15 protein-coding genes are annotated in these 22,135 nt (G+C 37.7%); 3 read left to right on the forward strand and 12 right to left on the reverse strand.

The genetic code is table 11. From position 1 onward, the window contains the following. Positions 1-435: 435 nt before the first annotated feature. Positions 436-687 (forward strand): hypothetical protein, encoded by a 252-nt coding sequence (locus tag QSH61_RS03485; RefSeq protein ID WP_206471396.1) that lies wholly within the window; start codon positions 436-438, stop codon positions 685-687. A 297-nt stretch (positions 688-984) separates the two neighbouring features. On the opposite strand, the gene QSH61_RS03490 is transcribed toward QSH61_RS03485, so the two are convergent. From QSH61_RS03490 to QSH61_RS03530, 9 genes are all read right to left on the reverse strand, one after another. Continuing rightward, on the reverse strand, positions 985-2,322 hold the full coding sequence (locus QSH61_RS03490; RefSeq protein WP_206471395.1) for a hypothetical protein: 1,338 nt from the start codon (positions 2,320-2,322) through the stop codon (positions 985-987). A 164-nt stretch (positions 2,323-2,486) separates the two neighbouring features. Then, on the reverse strand, positions 2,487-5,048 hold the full coding sequence (locus tag QSH61_RS03495) for an AAA family ATPase (RefSeq protein WP_206471394.1): 2,562 nt from the start codon (positions 5,046-5,048) through the stop codon (positions 2,487-2,489). A 4-nt stretch (positions 5,049-5,052) separates the two neighbouring features. Further along, positions 5,053-8,067 carry a restriction endonuclease gene (locus QSH61_RS03500; RefSeq protein WP_206471393.1) on the reverse strand — a complete coding sequence of 1,005 codons (3,015 nt, stop codon included), beginning with the start codon at positions 8,065-8,067 and terminating at the stop codon, positions 5,053-5,055. Between the two features lie 9 nt (positions 8,068-8,076). Beyond that, the gene (locus QSH61_RS03505; protein ID WP_206471392.1) at positions 8,077-9,957 is read right to left on the reverse strand and encodes a site-specific DNA-methyltransferase; all 1,881 of its coding nucleotides are present in this window, start codon (positions 9,955-9,957) and stop codon (positions 8,077-8,079) included. A gap of 48 nt (positions 9,958-10,005) precedes the next feature. After that, positions 10,006-12,111 (reverse strand): DUF262 and DUF1524 domain-containing protein, encoded by a 2,106-nt coding sequence (locus QSH61_RS03510; protein WP_206471391.1) that lies wholly within the window; start codon positions 12,109-12,111, stop codon positions 10,006-10,008. A gap of 1 nt (position 12,112) precedes the next feature. Beyond that, positions 12,113-14,974 (reverse strand): SNF2-related protein, encoded by a 2,862-nt coding sequence (locus QSH61_RS03515; RefSeq protein ID WP_206471390.1) that lies wholly within the window; start codon positions 14,972-14,974, stop codon positions 12,113-12,115. A 2-nt stretch (positions 14,975-14,976) separates the two neighbouring features. Next, positions 14,977-15,147, reverse strand: a complete 171-nt coding sequence (mads1, locus tag QSH61_RS03520; RefSeq protein WP_206471389.1) for a methylation-associated defense system helix-turn-helix domain-containing protein MAD1 — start codon at positions 15,145-15,147, stop codon at positions 14,977-14,979. Between the two features lie 373 nt (positions 15,148-15,520). Further along, positions 15,521-15,802, reverse strand: coding sequence for a hypothetical protein (locus tag QSH61_RS03525; RefSeq protein WP_206471388.1), 282 nt, complete (start codon positions 15,800-15,802; stop codon positions 15,521-15,523). Between the two features lie 154 nt (positions 15,803-15,956). Then, positions 15,957-16,574 carry a hypothetical protein gene (locus QSH61_RS03530; protein WP_206471387.1) on the reverse strand — a complete coding sequence of 206 codons (618 nt, stop codon included), beginning with the start codon at positions 16,572-16,574 and terminating at the stop codon, positions 15,957-15,959. A gap of 413 nt (positions 16,575-16,987) precedes the next feature. On the opposite strand from QSH61_RS03530, the gene QSH61_RS24395 reads away from it, so the two are divergent. Beyond that, a complete protein-coding gene (locus QSH61_RS24395; RefSeq protein ID WP_502935077.1) occupies positions 16,988-17,299 on the forward strand; it encodes a DUF6957 family protein in 312 nt (103 codons plus the stop codon). Between the two features lie 195 nt (positions 17,300-17,494). Then, positions 17,495-17,563 carry a hypothetical protein gene (locus QSH61_RS03535; protein WP_206471506.1) on the forward strand — a complete coding sequence of 23 codons (69 nt, stop codon included), beginning with the start codon at positions 17,495-17,497 and terminating at the stop codon, positions 17,561-17,563. A gap of 84 nt (positions 17,564-17,647) precedes the next feature. Here the strand turns inward: QSH61_RS03535 and QSH61_RS03540 are convergent, their stop codons facing one another. The 3 genes from QSH61_RS03540 to QSH61_RS03550 all read right to left on the reverse strand — a co-directional run bounded on the left by QSH61_RS03540 (position 17,648) and on the right by QSH61_RS03550 (position 22,079). After that, the gene (locus QSH61_RS03540) at positions 17,648-20,122 is read right to left on the reverse strand and encodes a DEAD/DEAH box helicase (protein WP_206471386.1); all 2,475 of its coding nucleotides are present in this window, start codon (positions 20,120-20,122) and stop codon (positions 17,648-17,650) included. Continuing rightward, positions 20,115-20,924 carry a Hachiman antiphage defense system protein HamA gene (locus QSH61_RS03545; protein ID WP_206471385.1) on the reverse strand — a complete coding sequence of 270 codons (810 nt, stop codon included), beginning with the start codon at positions 20,922-20,924 and terminating at the stop codon, positions 20,115-20,117. The genes QSH61_RS03540 and QSH61_RS03545 overlap by 8 nt, the downstream gene beginning before the upstream one ends. 231 nt (positions 20,925-21,155) lie before the next feature. Then, a complete protein-coding gene (locus QSH61_RS03550) occupies positions 21,156-22,079 on the reverse strand; it encodes a hypothetical protein (RefSeq protein ID WP_206471384.1) in 924 nt (307 codons plus the stop codon). Positions 22,080-22,135: the final 56 nt, after the last annotated feature.

A 22,135-nucleotide genomic window follows, 5' to 3' on the forward strand; every position in this document is an offset into this window, starting at 1 on the left:
ATAATATATCAATATATTATTCGCTAAAGTATATTTACAAAAACTAATAACTAACTTTTAGTGTGGCGGTTTACTTTTTCAAAACATGTAAATTTATCTTTATAAGTACTTTTTATAGCTTTTGAATATCACTACACTTAATTGCAAGCTCATTCTTTACCATAAGCTCTATTATTAAAGCCTTCTCATCTTGCGATGAGCACTTTCTATTAACTTTCTCACTCACCTAAAGTGTCTTTCACAAGGAAATTAATAGTGTTAAATGACTAAAAAATATCGCCGTCACCAAAAAATATGACGAAATTGCATGCTGTGCAAATGTGTTGATATGTATTTATTAAAAGTTTAGTATTGATTCTGGTTAATTATTTATGTAAATTTAAATCAAGGGCAGAGAAACTGTATACAAATTTACTATCATCAAGAGGATAAAATATGTTTTCAGAAAGCTTGTTTAATAGACAACTCAGAAAAGCAAGAAGAGCTGTCAAGGGCACAAATGGTCATGAACGTTTATTAGCAATATGTAATCATTTTGAAAAAGAAGGTCATCCACACGTTGACTTTACTTATAAGCAAATAATGGGAGAGCGGCAATACTTTGGCAGCGATAGAAACTTTGCAGCTTATATGATGAGAGAAATGGCTAATTTAGTTTGTATTAACATCGAGAATAATGATGGTTAAGTACTAGTGTTCAATGAAATTTTATCCATATTTTAACTATTCAGATCTGGCCCTAGCTCTTATTTCTCCAGTGGTATCGGCTTATCCTAAAGCTACGTTGGAATGCTAGAATATTAAAGCGAACATAAAAATTACAATGTAACAAACATCTTAAATTATTCGATAAATACAAAGCCTGTATATTATTCATATGAAGAATAGATAATTTCCAATGCGACTGCATTGCGGAATCGATAAATAATCCATGAGGGGGTGGAGAAATTTATTTAATATCTTTTTTGTATTTACACTAGCCTTCTACTCATATGATGAGTATACATTTATAAAGTTCCATGAAACAACCCCTGATAGACCGATTTTCAAGTAATCAGAACTTACAGGTGTCAGAGGATCTGCGTTCAATCTTATATACTTTGACAGTTCATCTTTTTTGTACTGGCAAAGTGATTCCCACCAGTGAGGCGAATACGCTACATTCTCGCATGTAGTAATAACTAACCTAAACACAGCATCTTCTATACTTTTACCTGATCGTAATACTTCTTTTAGCGAGTCTATAAACCTAAAACAAATATTATCGTCACTTTCATGCCATGAGAAAATAACCGCCCAACCGGATTTTGTAGGGGCTGAACAAAATGTAATAAGTGAAAAGTTTTTCCCTAACTCAGATAAATCTTGTAGCACTTTCCCTTGAAAATCAAACTCGGGATAAAGAAGCCCAGAAAATGAAATGTTAGGGCTATCTCTGCACTCTAAGACAACATATCTGATCTCATGAAACTTTTCGTTTCTCAAAATAGAATCAAAAACGTCTTTTTTCTTCAGTAAAGGCTTTAAACCATTTTCAGTTCCTACCTTTAAATCAGCAATAAACTTTTTGGTTCTGCTCTCCTCCTTAAATGTAGTTAGGTGCTTTGATAACAGCCTATAAGAGTTCTCCTTTACATAAACTTCTCTGCAAATTGATCTGTATGCATATAGAGTTGCTTGCTGGTGATTGGGTTCCAATGGAAAGTTATCAATAGGTTCAAAAACCAGATTATCGTGATACTTACAAAACCCTTTAAAAGTCGAAAATTTATGAATACTTATTTTCTTGATTAAAACGTCACCATTAGTTTCTAATCTTTCAGCTAAAGCGTATACATGATTATCTTGAGCGATTTTTGTCAAAGATTGGCCTTTCTGGACAGAGTGTGCATTGATCACAGAATCACACTCTGAACCTGCATTAAAATGAATACATTTGCCCTTTTTAGCCAAACCGTTTCGAGAAGCATGAAATGAACCAATATCAACTTCATCTCTATCTTCAACTTCTTCAATGGTAAGTTCTGACACTCGGGAATCAACAAGTAGATATATAAACGCTCTTCCAAACCTTTGTGCTTTTTGAAACTGCTCTAAACCTATATCCTTACTCCTGAAGTCATGCTCTAGCACCTTTTTTGGAGAGGTCAGTAATTTATCTACTTTCCATCCATCCTTTTCGACTTCGAACAGAGCAATAGGTAGTGCAGTTTCAGCGTCGAGTGACTTTACCCAGCCAATTGCTGTAATTTTTTCTGCCGAAGCATATTTAGAAGAAGATTTTCTCGGCTTTACTAGAAATTCAATAAAATAAGTTTCCATTGCTGTAAGTCTATACCTGTTCTTAACACGATACTGTAGCGTTATCAGTTCATTAAAAGTTTTTTATTTTTTATACCAGACGAATCAAATATCAACTTGTTCAACAATAAAGTGTAATTCGATTAACAGGTAACAGTTGTTCGGCACTTCTTATAAGAGAAAGGCTAAGCCAGTACTCTTTCTTTAAACTCCTTATGCCAATTAACTATCTGACCAAATGAAGCATCCAAAGCGTCAGGCTCAGGAATTTCAACGGTAGTATCGTTTGAATGGCTGTGTTCAAAATACGAAAAATCCGTCATTAATTGTTCCAACATCTCACAATCTTCTTTTGTTATCTTTGCAAGATTTTGAATTCTATTTTTTGTTTGAACATCCTTCCTGTGACGCATAACAATCTCAGCAAGTAGCTCCACCTCAACAATCCTTTCTAAGAGTATCCTGAAGTCACTACAAATTGCTTTTGCCAACGGATAGTAGCCATCATAGCCTTCAGTATTAAAAACTTTTCTTGCTGCACTTAGCCTTGAATTTCGCAGTTCATTGATAGCCTTGATAGGATTTTTTGCGTATAGCGGTAAAATTCCATGCTCACCTGTACCCCACGTTTCACGCCTTAGGTGGATGCATTCCGCTTTACCTTTTTCAATCAACTGTCCCAGCAAACTCAGTCTATGCGTAAAGACAATAACTTGTCGGTTATTACTTAAATCTACCAAACGTTTTGCTGTGTGCTCTTCATAAGTTTGATCAAGAGATGAAATGGGATCATCGAAAATAAATGGGGCAGAATTCGGTTTACTGGTCACATCAGCGAGAAATGCAGCTAGGGAAACAATTCTTTGCTCTCCTTCACTCAGCACTTGTAAAGCCTTGCTTCGACTGTGTTGAGGATGAAGCCCATGAAGTTGTATTTTGTGTTGGACCCGTCCATGTTTAGTTTTAGTTTTAACAAGCTCTACATTTACTTTGCTTGCACCAAGTAGTTTTAGTTCTGTATTGAACCGCCCAACAAAAGCTTCTGTAACAAGAATTTCTGATACGCGTCCTGCTTCTTTCGAAACTGCTGTGGTGCTGACAGACTTGAGCCATTCATCGATTTGATACTTTTTCTGTAACCCAGCAATTTCATCTTGAATCGCCTGAATATATCCGCTCGCCCACCTTTTAGACTTCAGCTCATTGATTTCAACATTTATTGCTTGCTTATCAAATTGTTCTGCATCCTTATTGTGCTGCTCTACTTGAAGTTTTAGCTCGTCGATTTCGTTTTGAATAACTTGAAATGTATCAGGTGATAAGTCATAGAATAAGTGAGATTCCCGACTTAAATCTTTCGCATTATTGACTACTTTTTCAATCTCTTGCCAAACTACATTAAAAACAGGTAGCCATTCATTTTCATCCAATTGAGCGGCCTGAAGAACAGTCACTAGATCTTGGTTGCTTGGCTTTGCGGGCAATTGATTTATTGCATTCGTAAATGCTGATTCAGCAACTGTAGCAGATGACTCAAGTTCACCAGTAACGTAGCTATCAAACTTTACTAACCGCTGTCTAGCAGCTTCACCTAGTTCCTGCTCACATAATACACATTTTGAACCCAGTTCTATTACTGGATAATCAGCGTCTGGATAGGCATTTTGCTTGGAGTACTTTCGGGCGGCTTCCCACATCGCTTTCCATGTTTCGTTACCAAAACCATCAAAACTTGTCTCATTAACAATTGCATCGGCGGCTTGCCTAGCCACTTGGCGTTTTTGCTGTGCATCTTGTTCTAACTGTTCGAGGGAGTTCACCGCATTCTTCGAAACAGATTGGGCTGCCGTTGTAACTTGCTTAAGTAGATTTTCAAGCTGAGTAACCCTCTTGTTCTTCTTTATTGCTAAATCAAGAGGTGAAGCTGATAGGCGCTCTTCTAATTGTTCGAGTGTGGTTTTGTCGTTATCCGTAAAGTTAAAAAAGTCCTCAACAGTTTTGACATCCGTATTATGTTTTAAGTGTTCATATATCGCTTTAATGTATTTACTATCGCCATATTCATGAGGTTTAGCTGGAAGTTTTGTGGCAACTAAGTTTTGTTCAGCTTTAAGCTTTTGTTGTAACTGTTGAAAAACACTAACAAGCTGTTCGAAAAGCGCTACTTCGTTAGGAACGTAGCTAACTTCCTGATCCTTATCGATATAGAAAAATCCGGTTTGACTGTCAAAGACGTCAACCGGGGAAAGCTCCTCGACAGATTTACTATTAGCTGGCCATACAAATGTTTTTTCAGTGCCATCTATTGAAGCAACAACCGTACACTGACTTCTTTGCGGTGCAGTTTTATATACATTTGGCTGAAGCTCTGCGGCATTAGGCTTTCCACAGAGTTTTTTTAGAATACGTGCATAACCAGACTTACCTGTGCCATTGTTTCCGTAAACTACAGATAATTTCGGTGCAAAGGGGAGTGGGTTACGGGGAGCTAGCGCATCAATGCCTTCAATCTCACCGACAGAAACTATCCTTATATCACCAGTCCCCTGAGCAGTCATTTTAAAGTAAGGTTTTAAGTCAATCTTCTTCTCATTTGACTGGCCCTCTGTTGTTTTTAATCGGGCCAATAGCTCCTCAATAATCTCATCCTTGACAGCGGCTTGACCGAACACTTTTGTTACAGTAAGCTGAACCCAATGAGGCTGGCTATTTACCCACGCCATTATTTCCTTGTTCACATTTTCCATATAATTAACCGTTTAACGCTTCATTTAAGTTAGTTACGACATCATAATCAACGCCAATTGCAGCAAAGTGCTTTTCTCCACAGGCGATTTTATCTTGCTCAGATTCTCGTAATTCTTTGCGATTGCGAGTGCTCTTCGTTTCTCGCACTAAATACAGCTTTTCTTCACCTTCAGTGACCAATGCCCAGTCAGGGTTGTATGGGCCTACAGGCGTATCTATTTTGAAGCTAGCTGGTAGCTTGCAATAGAATTTGATCCGTTCATCATTGTCACAAGCTTTGGCAAATTCACGCTCAACTTCGGAGTCATACTCTACAAAATCAAATAATGTCTTATCTTGGTTTTGAACTTCGTATAAGTTATTTAGATAACGAGTTATCCCGCGTTCAGCTTCTTGCTCTATGTTGTGCATTTCATAAACACAACCGCCAACTTTTTCGTACTCAATACCTTGCACCGTAACATGATGTAAAACGTCCTGAATACACTGGGTGACTTGGTTAATAAATACTTGTGGATTTTCCAAAAAGTCCTTTAATCTGCCACTACACTTTAGTATCTCAACCAAAGTGTGGCGAGTAAGCTCGGTGCTGTTTTGCAGATAGGCTAACAGATCTGGTAACTCAGGTGATTGGCTTATTTCTCGTACACCTCCCGATATTTGCTCACCTTCAATACCTGCCTTATTGGTATCTAACCGATAGACTTCTGTCGTTATTCTTGAACGATGAATTGGCGGCATGTCAGTTATTGCCTTAGATGCCGCTTTAACAAGCTCACTGGTGTCGAAGGTCACACGGAACCTAGTTTTTTGACTTATTCTTTCCCATAGTTCTCTGAACGTAGGATCGAGTGTGACGTTCTTACGTAGCGTTAGAGTGCGTTTGTCACGAGCGTTTACAATACGGTTTTTAAATACATATTTATTTATTTCATCCGTAACTTGCGCTCTCATATGTGTCCACTCTGGAGGAAGGTCGAGAATGAAGTGAGGGTTTTTAGGATCGAATTTATCTGTAACCTTACCTTCAGAGTCAAGGTATCCATTTGCTTGTAGAGAGCCAAAAATAACTTCAGACGCCTCGTGACCTATATTGACGTATTGGTGAGCTTCTGGATTAGCAAGTTTTGCGAAGGCGTTGGTATCTAGCTTGCCGAAACCTAAACCGTAGTCTTCTTCGTACTCTGTTTGCAATTGCTTAGCAAAATCATCATACGATTCGTTAGCTATAACCGTTAGTCGATTTACTGAGGCATCATGAACACGTTCACCGTGTTGATTAACAGGTAAACGTAAGCCTCGCCCAATTTCCTGACGTTTTTGGTCTGTACTCTTGGTTTCATTGAGCGTGCAAATCTGAAACACATTCGGGTTATCCCAACCTTCACGTAATGCGGTATGAGAGAAGATAAAACGTAGAGGTTCATCAAGCGACAGTAAACGTTCTTTATCGCGCATTATTAGTGCGTAGGTATCTTCATCGGCTTTTGTTCTACCTGATGTATCTTTAAACCCTTTTTTATCTTGCGAAAAATAACCATTGTGAACGTCTTCCACAGAAAAATTTAATAGCCCTCGATACAATGGTTTCTGAGTAAGCTCATTGTAGGCTTCTTCAAACCACAAACCCAGCTTACCTAAACTAGTTTTACCATCGTCACTGTATTCGCGGTAGTTAGATACTTTGTCGATAAAAAAGAGTGAAAGGACTTTGATACCTTTGCCTTTAACGGCAAGTTCTTTCTTTAGGTGCTGCTCTACTGTTTCATATATTTGCGCTCGCATCAGCTCGCCGTCTACCCCCCCAAGTTGCTCCCCCAATTGCAACACTTGACCATTGGCAAACTCTACATGTTCAATACCCGGCTCACAGCTTATGTTTCTAATATGCCAGCCAAATTGATATTCCTGTCTAAGGTTAGACTTGAGATGTAAATCATCATCTTGTTTAACTGTTATTAGCTTTTTCTTTGGTCCTGTTTTATCCTGTACATTGATTTGCAGTTTGGCCTTAATGCCGTTTTTGTTATCAACGCCCTTTAAAGCCACGAATGTATTGTTGAAGCTTTGCTCTTCAACCATGCTGGCAACTTCAATGCGTTTCACCAACTTAAGGTCATATGCTTCTATCGGACCTAAGCTATACATCAAGTTGTAAGGGTTCTTGTGCGTTGCAGAATAACGCAAGGTACAAAGCGGATTTAGATTATGTAACGCTTCCGAGCGTTTGGTTTGGGCCGCACGAGTATCGCCCTCTACAGACTGTGGTTCATCGATAATGACTATCGGATTTGCCGCACGAATAAAGTCGATTGGTTTGTTGCCACTTAGCTTGTCTTGTTCACGGTTGATAATATTTTGCTCTTTCTCAAATGCCTGAATATTAATTACCATGATCTGGATTTTGTTGCTCGAACCAAACTGGCGCACTTGTCCCAGTTTAGAAGGGTCATAGACAAAATGATCGAATGGAACATGGTCGTAAAGCTCACGAAAGTGCTCACGCATTATTTGAATGCTTTTTAATACACCTTCTCGAATTGCCACGCTCGGTACTACGATAATAAACTTGGTAAAACCATAGCTCTTATTGAGTTCAAATAAAGTACGTAGGTAAACGTAAGTTTTACCAGTACCTGTTTCCATCTCAATCGAGAAGTGCGGTACCTCTTTTTTAAGCTTATAACTGCCTTTTTCATCTTCTTGTTCTAAAGCAAAAGAAGTGCTGAGTAGTTCATCAGCGAGAATAACATTATTATTTTCCTGCACTTTACGCAGGTTCTTCAGAAGGTGTTCCTGAGTAAGAACTAGTTGATTTGACACTGCGGCAATACCGCTGAATCCATCGCCATCCAATGATAGCTGACTCCCACCAGTTTGTTGGCCTACCGAAACAGTAAATGCATCCTGTGCTAAAGGCTGCTCTTCAAATAAATCTACTACCGCTTTCACTGCATGCTTTTGGTAGTCTAAGGCAGAATTAAACTTGAGCTTTAGCCCATTATTACTATTTGACATCACCACCCCTTAAACAACTTTGAAGACCATTTCGGCCTCACTGTTTTGTGAGCGGGCTTTAAATGCCTGTGCTGTATTAGCTTTTAGCTGGTCATTGCCTTGGAATCCTTTATCCAAGCAGATAAACTGCATCGGCTCTAATGCAATGACTTCATCAATCAATTCACTAGTAAGTTGTTCTTCAAGACAGATAAGCAATGCTCCGTTAGCTACTTTAAATATGGTCTTTCCATTGATTTCAGTTTTTTCTATCTGTTCAGTTGGTTGAAACCCTGCTTTTAGTAAAATCTCAAAAAGAAGATCGAGCTGCGTTGCCCCCCCCACAATATTATCAGCATGAAGTTGTAGTTGTGTTTGAATATCAGTGACGCTTGAAGTGTTTCGAGATACCCACTCAGAAAAACATGATTGATCGAGCTTTAATACTTTAACTCCTTCGTATTTTGAAGCTTCTTGAGCCTCTAATGCCGCCTTGATTCTTGCTAATGCCACATCGGATATTCGTTCGTACCCAAGTTTTTTGGCTACCGAGTCTTCAGGACACTTCTCAGGTAATTGAACTACTATGAATTGATTTCCTCTGCGAATTGCAGCTTCAGCTGTCGCGGCTGAACCAGCAAAAAAATCTAAAACGATGCCGTCTTCAGCGGCCATATCCATAAGAGTACTTACTAGTTCAACTGGTTTTGGTGTATCGAATACCGCGTGACCGTTAAACATTGCTTTTAATCTGTTTTTTGCGCTCTCATTTGTTCCGCAGCCATCTGCAAATAGTATGCTTTCAGGTCGCAATCCACGATCTTTTTCTAGTAAGTACGTCTTGATTCTAGGAACACCATTTCCGTCTTTACCAAACCAAATTCGCCCATCATCAATTGCTTTTTGCATCACATCTTTTGTGTATAACCAGCATCGACCACTTTGTAATTTATGAACCTTGCCATTTGGCGCTACAAGGTCATAAAACTGACTATTAGTTCCGTGACCGGCTTGAGCTGTAGCAGGATCTGATTTCCAGTCTCCTCTGGGATCATTATCAGGATTTTTATATCTAGCTTTGGCTTCATCTGTCATAGGAAGTTGATTTAACGGCAGTTGGTCCTCTCTTATCGACTTCGCATAGCAGACAATATAATCATGTCGGGATGATACATTTTTTCGATTCTCCCTATTTGTCCTCTTTTCCCAAACAAATGTAGCTAGGAAATTCTCTTCACCAAAAATTTCGTTGCAAACTCTGCGAAGATTCTCAAGCTCATTGTCATCAATTGAAATAAAGATAATTCCGTCTTCTTTTAGGAGGTTTCGAGATAAAAACAACCTCGGATACATCATGTTTAACCAGTTTGTATGAAAACGACCCTCAATTGGACTGTTAGTTGAAAACCGCTTGCCTTTATCATCGACCAATCCGGCGAATGCAAGATATGTATCAATCGACTCTTGGTAGTTATCAGGGTAAATAAACTCATTTCCTGTATTATATGGCGGGTCGACATAAATCATTTTTACCTTACCGTAATAGCTTTTTTGCAATAGCTTCAGTACTTCAAGGTTGTCACCTTCGATAAACAGGTTTTTGGAGGTATCCCAATCTACTGACTCGTCCGGGCATGGCTTTAAAGTGGCTCGACTTGGCTCCTGTATCACCTTCATGCAATCGCGCTTGCCCGGCCAATCCATACCGTAACGCTCGCGGCGTCCTTCAAAGATGTCTGAAAACGTCCCCAGTTCGGCTTTTAGGCGTTCAAAGTCAATGGATGACACTATATTGCCGTCAGTATCTTTTGTTTCGGTAAATACACCGGGGAAAAGTTGCTTTAGTTCATCTCTACGATGAGCCGCTATATCTAAGCTCTCACCGTTCATTACTTCAGGTTTATTTGTCATCTTGTTATTACTCTACTTAAATTCTAAAAATTAGGGCTACGGTTTGCTTTAGATCTCGTCTGATCCCATTTGCCGTTCAAATACTTGGGTAACTAGTGCCATGATATGAGGAATATCCTCTACATTATCGAGTCCCACTTCAATATCACCATTGCCCCAACGACCTAAATTGGTAACGTCTTTACATAGCCCTCGTGGGTCGTCTATTTCTGCAAATGGCATGTTTAACGACAGGCGTAGTCTTTTTGCCTGAGGCACTACATCGACAAAATTTGTTTCTGCTTTAAAGGCGATATATAGCTTTTTGATCTCTTCTGTAACACAAGGATCAATTTCCAACACTGCTTTACGGAAGGCTTGATAGACCTCAGCCATTTTACCAGTCGCTAGATGTGGATGGTCTGCCAAACTGTACTCTGTCAGCTGATCTTGCTGAGGTTTATAAGCATCGATAATATCTTTCGGTAATTCAACCTTTGCCCATACCAGAGTAGCTTTATCCGCTAGTTTGTTTGCACGCTTTTGAATGGCCGTTTCATCCCAGCGGGGTTCAGCCGCAATGCCCTCATTCATCTTGAGTGGACTAAATCTGAAACCATATTCGTGCTCGCATTTATCGGAGAATGCATTGTTGCTGTATTCAGAGTTGTACCCAGTTAATGTTAAGTTGCCGAGAGTGTGACGATATGTTTCCCATACTCGTTCCCAGTCATCTCCCAACTCCGAGCGCCACACCACAGGTAACTTTTCAGCTTTGTTATCAGCCTGCGGCAAAATGTGCTCAATGGTGAATTCATCAACCAAAATACGTTCTTTGCGACCAAAATTTTCCATTCGTCGCAACCAATAACTTTTACTTCGGAAGTTATAGATATCTTTGGTTTGTATCTTTCTATGAAACTCTTCATCACCCGGAAACCGACGGTAAGACGGCAACAACACGAACGACGCTTTAATACTTTCTAGATAGCGATCTTTTTTCAGGCCCATTCCCATACGAGCAAAGGTTTTGTTCATCGAATTTGTCGGTATTTCGCAAATAGCGCGTCTGAATACATAGCTTTCAATAATACGTACAGCAGACAAGAACTCACTGTGACTCAATAGTTCAGATGAATAGTCTGAATACAACTCAAGCAAAAGTGGAAAAGCAACATCAACTTTCAGCTCTCGTAAGTCTTTAAATGCCAGCTTTAAATGTTCGTCTTTTTCTTTTCCTAGCGCGAAAGCACAAAAGTAAACTGCATAATTTCTAATGTCTTTAACAAGTTCATCTACACCTTTACTTGCAACATTTGGTCGTCTGGAATATTCCTTGAAAACTTCATAAACATCGCTAATTTTAGGAATTTCGCGTGTTTTAACAGTAAGGAAATGGCGCATGAAGCTGTCAAAGTAGTCGCTATATGCCTGTTGCCCAAATGCTAGCTCCATTGGTCGCCAATATTGTTCATAAAGATGTGTTTGACGCTCTGGTTCTAAGCCCATCAGGATGTAATTGCGGATTAGGTCCGCTTGGCTTAGCTCTTTTCCTGTTGAGTTCATGCTCTCGAAAATAAGCTGAGGGTTATCTTGCTCGCGGTTTAGAGAAATATCGACAACCATCAGTTTTGCTAGGCCGTTACAAACAGATTTCAAATCAGCCATTTTTTGTAATTTAGCTTTAAAGAACTCAAAGTTCTCAACGACCCTGATTGACCTATCATTAGGCTGCTCTAATCCTTTAATTATGGCTTTTAATGACAAGTCATCTGTTTGCGATAACACTAGCTTGTAGAACTTTTCGCCGCTTTCCAGTGGGTTAGTTAGGTAGTAACCTTTTAATTTAGCTTGGCTGAAATCTTCTAATGGTTCTTGGTCGCCTATTACTTCCGTTAATGCGGCAATTAAAAGGGTAATAGTGGTTAAACGTTGCTGCCCATCAATCACCAAAAGTGGGGTTTGAGATGAAACTGAGTACAGCCCTTTTTCGACATAGACAACTGACCCCATAAAATGGGCATTAATGTCATCATTACTGCCGCTACGAATAATGTCATCCCATAATTGCTGGCACTCTTTTTCTTTCCAAGAGTATGTGCGTTGGTAAATAGGAATAACAAATTGAGGCGATTTTTTAAGAAACTCTAATAGTTTCGCTTCGGTTGCTTTCATATCAGATTAAGCTCCATCTAATGCTGAACACATGCTGTTCAGTTGTGTTCATTTGCAGCTTCTGCTCGATTATATCAAGTAGGCTGTCCTTTTTTTGTTCTACTTCGCGGGCTTGCGAATCATAATCTCGCCAAGCTTCATCCCGCTGCTTTTCCAGCTTTTGTGCCTTTCGCTGAAATGCTAATTTTTCTGGTAAGTTTTTAGAACCTCGGATCAAGCGTTTCAAATCTTTAATTTGCGTATCCAGATCTTTGAGGCTGAACTTCAAGCCTTTGCGCTTATCGTCTGCCCAGTGGTCGAGTTTCTCCATTTCCTGTTCAAAATATGCGGCATAACGATCTTCAACATCACCTAAAATTTGTTGTTTTTGTTTTTCGTATAGCTCTGGCATGTCGTTAACTTCTGCTGGCCCCAAATTAGTCGCATTGAGACTGAACATCCGGCGCACTTGATCTGAATGTAACGTATTGCCATCATCAGTAATGCCTACAAATACCAAATGCTCCTCAGTATCTGCACCGGTAATTGCTAATTTATGTAATGACAATATGCCAGTATTCCCAACTATTTCCTGTAAAGCACTAACTTGCTGAGGATGATTGGATAGGTCAAATTGCAAGTGCGCAGCAGGAGTACTTGCATTAGTAAGTTGATGAATAACTTGCTTGGCAAGAGGATGACCTAATCGATATACGTGTGCATCCTCAATATCTTTACCAATCTCGTAAAAACCGAGAGGAACAGTCGGAACGGCCCCTTCAGGAAGTTCAGTTAATTCAAATCGATAATTTTTACTTTGTTTTGCATGACTAAAATCGGCATATTCAGCGAGAATAAACTCAGTTATTTGCCAAAGCCATTGACTATATTTATCAAGATAAGCCTTACTTTCCTGTAGATTGACCTTGAGTTTGTCATGGACCTCAGCATCAAAATTTTCCAGTAGCTTCTGTCTTGTATCGTCCATTGCTTGACTAATTTGATCGTCTAGTTCTTTACGTAGCTCTTCGAACTGAAATGCGATTTGCTCTGGTTCTCTACATGTTTGATATATTTCAACGATTCGTTGCTCAAAGTCGATACCTGATTCTATGGCTCCCAATACATCGTCACTAGCGCCAAAAACGCCACTAAACAAGTTAAATTTTTCATCTAACAGTTCATAAACGCGTTGGTCTGCTGCATTGGCTTTGTTGAGAAAATTAATCACTACAACGTCATGCTTTTGTCCATATCGATGGCAACGACCGATTCTTTGCTCTATCCTTTGTGGATTCCAAGGCATGTCGTAGTTTACCAACAATGAGCAGAACTGTAGGTTTATACCTTCAGCCGCTGCCTCTGTGGCAATCATAATTTCCGCAGAATTACGAAAATGCTCAACTAAAGCAGCTCTCATATCTGCGGTTCGAGAACCTGTGATCTTATCCGAACCTTGATGTTTTCCTATCCAAGTTTTATAGATTAATTTTGACTGTTCATCTGTGTTAGAGCCGTTAAACAAAACTAGCTTATTGTCGTATCCGTTTTCGCTAAGTAATCGAACTAAGTACTCTTGTGTGCGTCGAGATTCAGTGAAGATAATAGCCTTTTGCTCGGCACCAAGAGCTGTAGCTTTTTCAAATCCAGCCTTTAGACCGTCAAGTAACGCCATTCCTTTTGCATTCTCGGATATAGAGACGGCTAGCTTACGAAATGCGACAAGATCTGCAATTTCATCTTCAATTGCGGCAATGTCGTCGGCAGATAGAGGTTGCTGTTCTTCTTCTACTTCTAATTCGTCTTCATATTCTTCTAAAGTCTCAAAATCTTCTTCTAACCCTTCAAGCCGATTAACTAATTGCTGATTGTCTTTTAATTGTCGTTGCAGCTTATTCGCTAATGAGTCCAATGCTCCAGCAATCGCGAAGGTAGAGGATGCAAGAAGTTTTCTCAGCACTAATGTCATTAGTTTTCGCTGGGCGTTCGGCAATGCAAAAAGTGATGGGCGTTGTAAATAATCTGAGACCATATCGTACAATGCTTGTTCGTCATCACTAGGCCAGAACTCTTGTGTTACTGGCTGTCGGTTGGTGTATTTGACGTATTCCATAACCTGACGTCGAAGTGTGCGATGACAAAATGGCTGCAATCGACTTTTTAATTCGCCAAATTGTTCTTGTGAAGTCATCCGTGAATACTGACTACGGAACGACTTTTCATCCCCAAAGGCATACTCATCAATGAAACTGACAAGACCATAGAGTTCCATTAGGGTATTTTGAAGAGGGGTGGCCGTTAATAACACTTTCGGCACATTTGTTAGTGCAGTGCGCAAAGCCCGTGCAGTTTTGTTCTGTGTTTTATAAACATTTCGAAGACGGTGAGCTTCATCAAGTACAACTAAATCCCAGCGAACCAACATGAGCTTTTCAGCATGTCTTGCTGCAAAAGGGTAAGAACAAATTAGAATTTCTTCTGACTCAAATGGGTTCAAGTTGCCAGCTTTAATGGCAGCATTAAATGATTTAGCTTCCAAAATTTTAGATGGAAGAAAGAATTTTTCGGCTAGCTCTTGGCTCCATTGTTTACGCAAACTCGCAGGAACGACAATCAACATACGTTTTTTGCCTTCGGCCCATTTTTGAGACAAGACAAGTCCAGCCTCAATGGTTTTTCCTAGACCCACCTCATCAGCCAAAATGGCACCATTCGACAATGGAGATTTAAATGCAAAAAGCGCAGCTTCAACTTGATGAGGGTTTAGATCGACCCTTGCATCCAAAAGCGTTCCTGCCAATTTTTCTAAACTGGTTGATGCGCTATGCTTTCCTAATTCGTGAGCTACATATTTGGCATGATATAAAGTAAAGCCTGCTGTCATTCCTAATCCTTTTGTTTTTCGATCCAAGCGTTTATATCCGACATTTTAAAGCGCCAAGCACCACCTACTTTAAAGCCCGGAAGCTTTCTTTCTGCCGCTAACCGATACGCGGTTTTTTCAGTAAGTTTCAGGTACTTTGCAACTTCTTTAATGGTCAAAATTTCGTCTGACATGGTGGGTCTCTTAAATGTTAAGTTGTTAGACTATGAGAAAATCAGGGAATAAACAACATTAAACGGGAAGGTGTGGCGAAAAATGTTCTTAATCAGTAATGATTGGTTATAAAAAGGTAAAAATATAAGGTGATTCAAGTAATACTTATTTGGATAAAGCTCAATTGAATTTAGATATTGTGAAACTTTATAAAATCATCTAGTGGCTTGGTATCGAAAATTCCTCGACTAAGGATATCTACTTTTTCTAATGACACGATAAATGGCTGCCCATAGAGTCTCACCTGAGGAAATTCACTGGTATATAAAAAGAGAAGGGATTGATTTTGCTTACTTGTGTGTTGCTAATGCTAATATCTGATAGCACAAATTATTATGGATTACTTGTTCGATTCATCGCATCTTGAATATCAGCCACTGATTGGTGCGGTATCACAATAATGTCATTACAACCGCTACACACACCCACAAGAGTTTCTAGGATTACAGCTCCTTTAGTAGATTGAATTGTGTAATCCCTTACTTGATAAGTTCCGCTTGAAAGAATTTTGCATTTTTCACATATAGCTTTAAAGACATCGCCTTCGTTTTTAGTACCCATAAAGCCGCCTTGAAGCGATGTAACACCATTACCAAGTCTATCTTTTCTAGCCATTACTTTTTCCGTTTTAATTTACTGTGACATTCGGGACACCATAACTCTACGCCATCATAACCAAGTCTTTTGATAATGTGACCAACATGGTTGCTGTTATCGAAAGTCTTTTTACATTTATCACATTTGATTTTCTTGTTATCCATAAGGCACCCTAGGTTTTAAAGTAGGCTTCTTTTGCCTCTTCCAGCTTTTTCATATTGAGAGCAGGATCTTGGGAGTTCCTAATGGCTTCAAGGAACGCTTTACTAGCTCTTTCTAAAGCAGAGTCATCACCATATTTGGCTTCAACGAGTAATTCAATGCCTTTTTCTTGTAGTTCGATATCTCTAAGTCTATTTAATTCTTTAACTAACGGATTATCCTGAAGGTCGGCCTTGCGCTTGGCAAGATAATCTTCATCAAAATACGGCAAATCTAGGTCGTTAACTATTTCATCTTCGAGTAGGCGGACCGTCTCATTAATTCGAGATTTGTCATGGAACATTCTGATTCGCTTATTAGCTTCAGCTTTATCTTCATCAGTATATTCATCGAATGAGCTGTGTATGGTCAGACTTATCTGTGCCTCGGCTAAAGGTTTTAGAAAGCTGATTTCAATTTTTACTCTTGCCAAACCTAACTCTGTATCTCGACCTTCAGAAATTTTTAGCCAAAAACCTTGTACATTGTTTATATGACATGAGTTTATTTTACGAGTTAGTGTAGATTTCAACCTTTCATTAAAGGGTTGCGGAATTAAATGCGGAAGGAGTTGTTGCAGTGCGCTCATATTTTCACCTGATTCTTGTTGTTATTTATCTCCTACATTACAAAGTTTAAATATCCGTTAATATTAATTTAGTTTAGGTTAAAATATAATTTTCATCAAGTCATTAAAGTGAATAACCTCTATCCATAAAGCTTCATGACTATTAATTATCCTTTGGCTTTTAACAAAGAGCCATGAAACTCATGAAATCTCAAAGTAAAATTTTACCTACTAACAAACATAATAGTGAACGACATATATTTTAATATATATTAATAACTTAAGATTTAGAAGTTGCTTGATTTTTAGAATAGCACAGCTTTTTGTGAAAGACTAAATTCATATGATGAAGCAGTCAGATATGAACTTAAATTCTTTGGTTCAAACTGCATTAAGGCTTAAGATTACATTAACCTTAAAAATAGGAGTTAGTGATGGGCAATACTGTAGTGAGAGACTGGCAAATAGTGTCAGTAATTGGTGATAATAATGAGCTGATCGGTCAGGTTCTGTGGGCCATAGTAATTGATGATAGTACACTTCGGTTTTCTAAAAATGATTATGTGTGTACGTCATCAATTAAAAGCATAAACACTTACACAAAACTCGTTAAGACGGTTAGTGGGAGTATCTATCAGCTAGTAGGGGAAGGCAGTGCCGCAGAGGTTCAATTCAAATTTCACGAGCTTTTGAGGATGGGCCATTCTCCACAAGAAATAAATGTACTGACAAGAACGTCTCATTAAATTTAGCTAATCACACAACTTCCAACATTAGACTGATATTTTTTCTTAAAGTTAACTATAGGTTGTAAGTTCAACTAGTCAATACTCACTTTATTGTTATTTTCAATATCTGCAAAGAATGAAACGCCAGCTCAATTAGTTTGCTGTCAACGATTACTATCATTTACTAGTGAGCAGCAAACCAAAAGTTGGGTAATGAGACGTGACTTTTTAAGTTCACGATACACAAAACGTCGGCCAGATGTTCCAAGAATAATTTGTTAGCTCAGAATTGGACAAAATCATTTGGAACCGAAAAGTCAATTTTTATCTCTGGTAAAAGTCTAAACCACAAAGTAGTCAGTATAATTAACCTCTCGTTACGTTCATTTTAACTTCTAACTGTTGCAGTAATCCTTCATCTTGTCGCTTCATTTCGTCAATAACTAAGTAACTAATTCTTTTAGAGTGAGAATTAGGAATATCCAAAACAAACTGAGGGTATTTTTCGAGTAATAATTCGGCAACGCCTCTCGATAATCCGATTTTAATTAATTTAATTGTTTCATCATCAGTCGTACCATATTTAACTTTTTTATAGAAATTTGAATTCACCTTATTTAGGTCATTAAGGATTTCTATAAACTTCAATAGCTCATGTTCGAGAAAGTCTTCTTCTTCTTTGATTCTTACAATCGCTAGATTAATTTTCTCAGTTCTAGTTTTGCCACCTATTTGAGTGTAGTGAGTTTTATGTCCACCAGAGTGTTTAACTTCATCTCCCCATTTGCCAACGTATATTTGAAAATTAGGTATTCGTTGAATCAAGTCATCCCAATAATTCATAAATAAGCGAATCATTAATTTGAAAGGCTTTTTGTCTATTTTCCAATCTAATAGCATTGCATAAAAGGTCTTTGCTTCTTGATTTTCAAGTCTTAGCAAAGGTGAATCAACTTTAGCTTCTTCAATAAAACACACAAAACAATTATAAATAACATCTATTAATTGATTAGTGTTTGTTATGGAACCATCTTCTATGTTTTCTATCGCTTGATGAATTTCTAGCTCTTTATCAAAAACTTCGATTTCGCTAACACTATTCGCTATAAGCAGATTTCCTACTTCTGTTTTCGTGTATTGGTCTTGATAATCATTAACCACGCCTTTCTCTAAGTTTTCCAACCTAGTGATAGCATCTATGTATTCCTTTTTATTACCATCTACAATATCAACTGCTTCTAGCAGCACGTTTTCAGGCTTGTCTTTAAGTTCTTTTCTAACATTGACTCTATTTTTTAAGAATTTATGAAGATTAGCATTTGCAGCCGAATATTTATCAGTACCAATCAAGTGAATTTCAGGTATTAGCTTTTTGATATTGTTATAATCTGATTCATTAAATATTTCTGAAAAGCGATTTACCCTACCAACTAAGTTTTTAAAATGAGCGGCAGTTAAATTTCCAACTCCCTTTTTGGTACACATTAAAAACAGTCGCTCTATAGGCATGTTAATACCTTCAAGCAAGGTTGAGCTAGAAACAATATACTTCAACTCTGCACATTCCCTAAAGAGATGCTCAACATAATTTCTAACTGGTTCAGTCATCGAACCATGATGATATACAACCCCTCTTTTAAGCCCCTCCACGATAAGATATTCAGGCGCAAACCCCTCTGACAATTCGTCTATTGCAGAATTAATCTGCTCATTTTGTACTAGTGGCAAAGAGTTAATCATTTCTTTTACAAAAGATTCAATACTAGTTGGCTTATTGAAATAAATGATATTTTTATTTACAGAATTATCGAAAAGATACTCAATATGATCTAGGGAATGGGCATTGGTTTCTATAAATCTATTTGTAAACTGATCGTAAAACTTAAATTCCTTTTTATAGCATCTAAAGTCAGCTATAAAATAAAATTCTGATTTTACATACTCATCGATTGAGAACTTTAAATCTGAAGGAGTTGTAAACTTTAGCTTTATGCTTTGAATGTCATTTATAAAAGGAGTCAAATACTTAATAGCGGTGTTAACATTTCTAAATTGTAAAATAGTTATGACTGATGCTAATAAACGACTTCGACTATCTTTGTTGAGTAAGTTATGAGCTTCATCAACAAAAACGGTGTCGAAAGCTAAATCTCTATATTGGGAAAGAAGTCTAGATAATCTCTCTTGTGTTAACAGAAAAACCTTAGCATTAGGGTTTTCTTCAAACATCTCTGGATGAGTAACTATAAAATCGACACCTTCAATACCTGCATCAAAAATCCTTTTTTTAGTTTGAGCAAGAAGTGACTTTGATGGGACAAGTATACAAGTTTTTTTGTTGCCGCTACTTATCTCATTTATGATTAAGTCAGACTTACCATATGATGTAGGCGCAACCACATACAACGATTCACCTTTATTTACATTTACAAAGTCATTTAAAGCATACTGTTGCTCTGTTCTGTACAACCCATTAGTTTCAAATGAGTCTATAAAACTTAAAGTAAAATCATTCACAAAACTAGATCTTGCGATAGCTGTGGAATTTTCAATATGTTGACCAATCATTCTAGCTACCGGAATTAGTCCATTGTTCAACGAAAAGTCGTACAAAGGGATATAATCCCTTGTATTTAATGAATACTTTAGAACAATTCGATAGGCTAATTGTTTGAGCGAAATTTCATCCTGATTGGTCAGCACTATGGCTATAGAAAGTAATTTCGAATAATCACTTATTTCTATTTGTTCATTCAACAATAAAGAATGATACAGTTCAGGAAAAGAGGTGTTTAGTAATCTTAATAACGTCAATTGTTTTGGGTTATTTCCCTTAACCATCTAACTCTTCCTCAAATAAAAAATGAGCTACTTTCTCATATGTACTTTTCTGAATGGATAAGGTGAAAACTTTATTAAAAATAGATTCTTCTTTTATTTTTGAGCACGTTTCTATAACAATATTGGTGTTAAAAGGGTTACTGATCTCAGAATACAAAATAGAAACTAAAATCACATTATTGTCTTTCGAATGCGCCCTTTCGTCAGCAGCAGCAACTAGCTCATCATCCAGAATTTTAATGATTACATCTTTGTAATCCCGACAATCAAGAATTGAGTTGTTTGTAGAGTTAATTGCGTTTTGCCAAAAGGTCATTTCGCTTTCATTTAACCTTCGGTTTAAATCGTTTTTAGCTATTTTTAAGAAGCTACTTGTAGAATTATCTGGACATCCAGACTGGTTTAATGCGCCAGATTTTACCTCCGTTATCCAAACATTCTCCCCATTTGCTTCTACTAGGATCAAGTCAAACCCTTTTCTTTGACTTTTTTCTTCCATATTAAAAAAGGGAGAGACAACATCAAAGTTATCAAGTAATTCGAATATTACGACATGTGTAAGAAGCTCACCAATCATTCCTTTCTTAATATTATCTGTTTTTGGTATGTATCGGCTCCGAAACGCTTTCAATGTTCTTTGATATGTTTGACCGCTAAGTCCTCTCTCAGCTAAAGCAGTACCGTGGCAAATATTCTGTAAATGATTCCTAATACAACTTTTGAAATCATCAGTCAATGACTGCACGTGACAAGTCAGGTAATCAGCTCCTGAATTAATTATTAGTCCTTTAATAGTTTTCAATTCAGATTCCTCGCTTACCCTCGGGTGTAAGTTATTGAAAGTATCAAACTTAACCATTTCATTACTACTACTCTGAATCAATAAAAATCAATGGTCAAGCATTTGACAAATCTAAATCGTAATGAGGCAACAAAGAGTTGCTCTCGAATGTCTGCGATTGGCGAATGTATATGAATGTTAGATTTGATTGAATCCTTTTAATCACCTCTGATAGGTTAAGTTAAGATTAATTCATTTAATACGAGCCTTGCTACCACCTTCTGCTAGCAACATCCTTTTTTTCAGCTTATCAATTAAAGTTTCAGGCTTACCTAAGAGTTCTCGATATTTTTCACCTGTTGTTTTTACTGTTTCAGTTTCCATTTTGTCATTGATAGTAATCCGCTCATCATCAGTGAATTGAACTTCAACATGAGTAGCATCATTCATATCAATAGTTTCAGCGCGATCACGTTGAGTTAAAAGAGTCGATACTTTTAGCTTCTTGCCAATTAAATATCCTTCTCGAGTGTCCAGCAATTCATTAAAGTAATCATCAATCCGCTTATCAACGTTAGCCCGAATCTCTTTCTGCTTAATTTTAGATAGAGCAATGAATCTTGATAATAAAAGATTGGCCTCTACTAGTTGTTCTATTTCTTCTTGGGCAATCGCTTTGTTAGCAAATTCATCAGGGTTTTCAATTAGCATATGGCAGTATGCACCGATTATGCTTTTTGAAACCGCAGGTAGTTGACCTGCTTTTATAATTTTCTCAAACTCGATACTATCTGTGGTATCCGATTTAATTGAAAGCCTACGTGCATCCTTAATGCACCCTAAAAATGAATACGATGGCGCGTGTGGGTTCCACCCCGGTAAGTCTTTAAACTTTCCATTGAACTTACCTGATTCACTTATCACTGGCGTACCGCCAAATAGGCCGATTCTCGCATTGGCTTTGAACGCGTCTTCAATTAGTTTTTTTTGGTTTGTAATCCAATTGGTTGCCTTTTGTTGTTCTTTGGCTGTTAATTCGTTTGGAAGTACAATCTCTTTTGATGTGAAATCAATTGGCTGACCAATTGTTTCGACTTTTTTCATGTTGTCTGTGTAGATGTGTTTCTTAATAGTTATTAATGTAGCATTTCTATTTAGTTTGAAGTGGATACTCATTTAATCACCTTTTTAATATTTTTTGTCTCCTCCTGTTTTTCGTCCTTATTTCAGAT

The organism is Pseudoalteromonas sp. JC3, assembly GCF_030291895.1.
GTDB lineage: Bacteria > Pseudomonadota > Gammaproteobacteria > Enterobacterales > Alteromonadaceae > Pseudoalteromonas.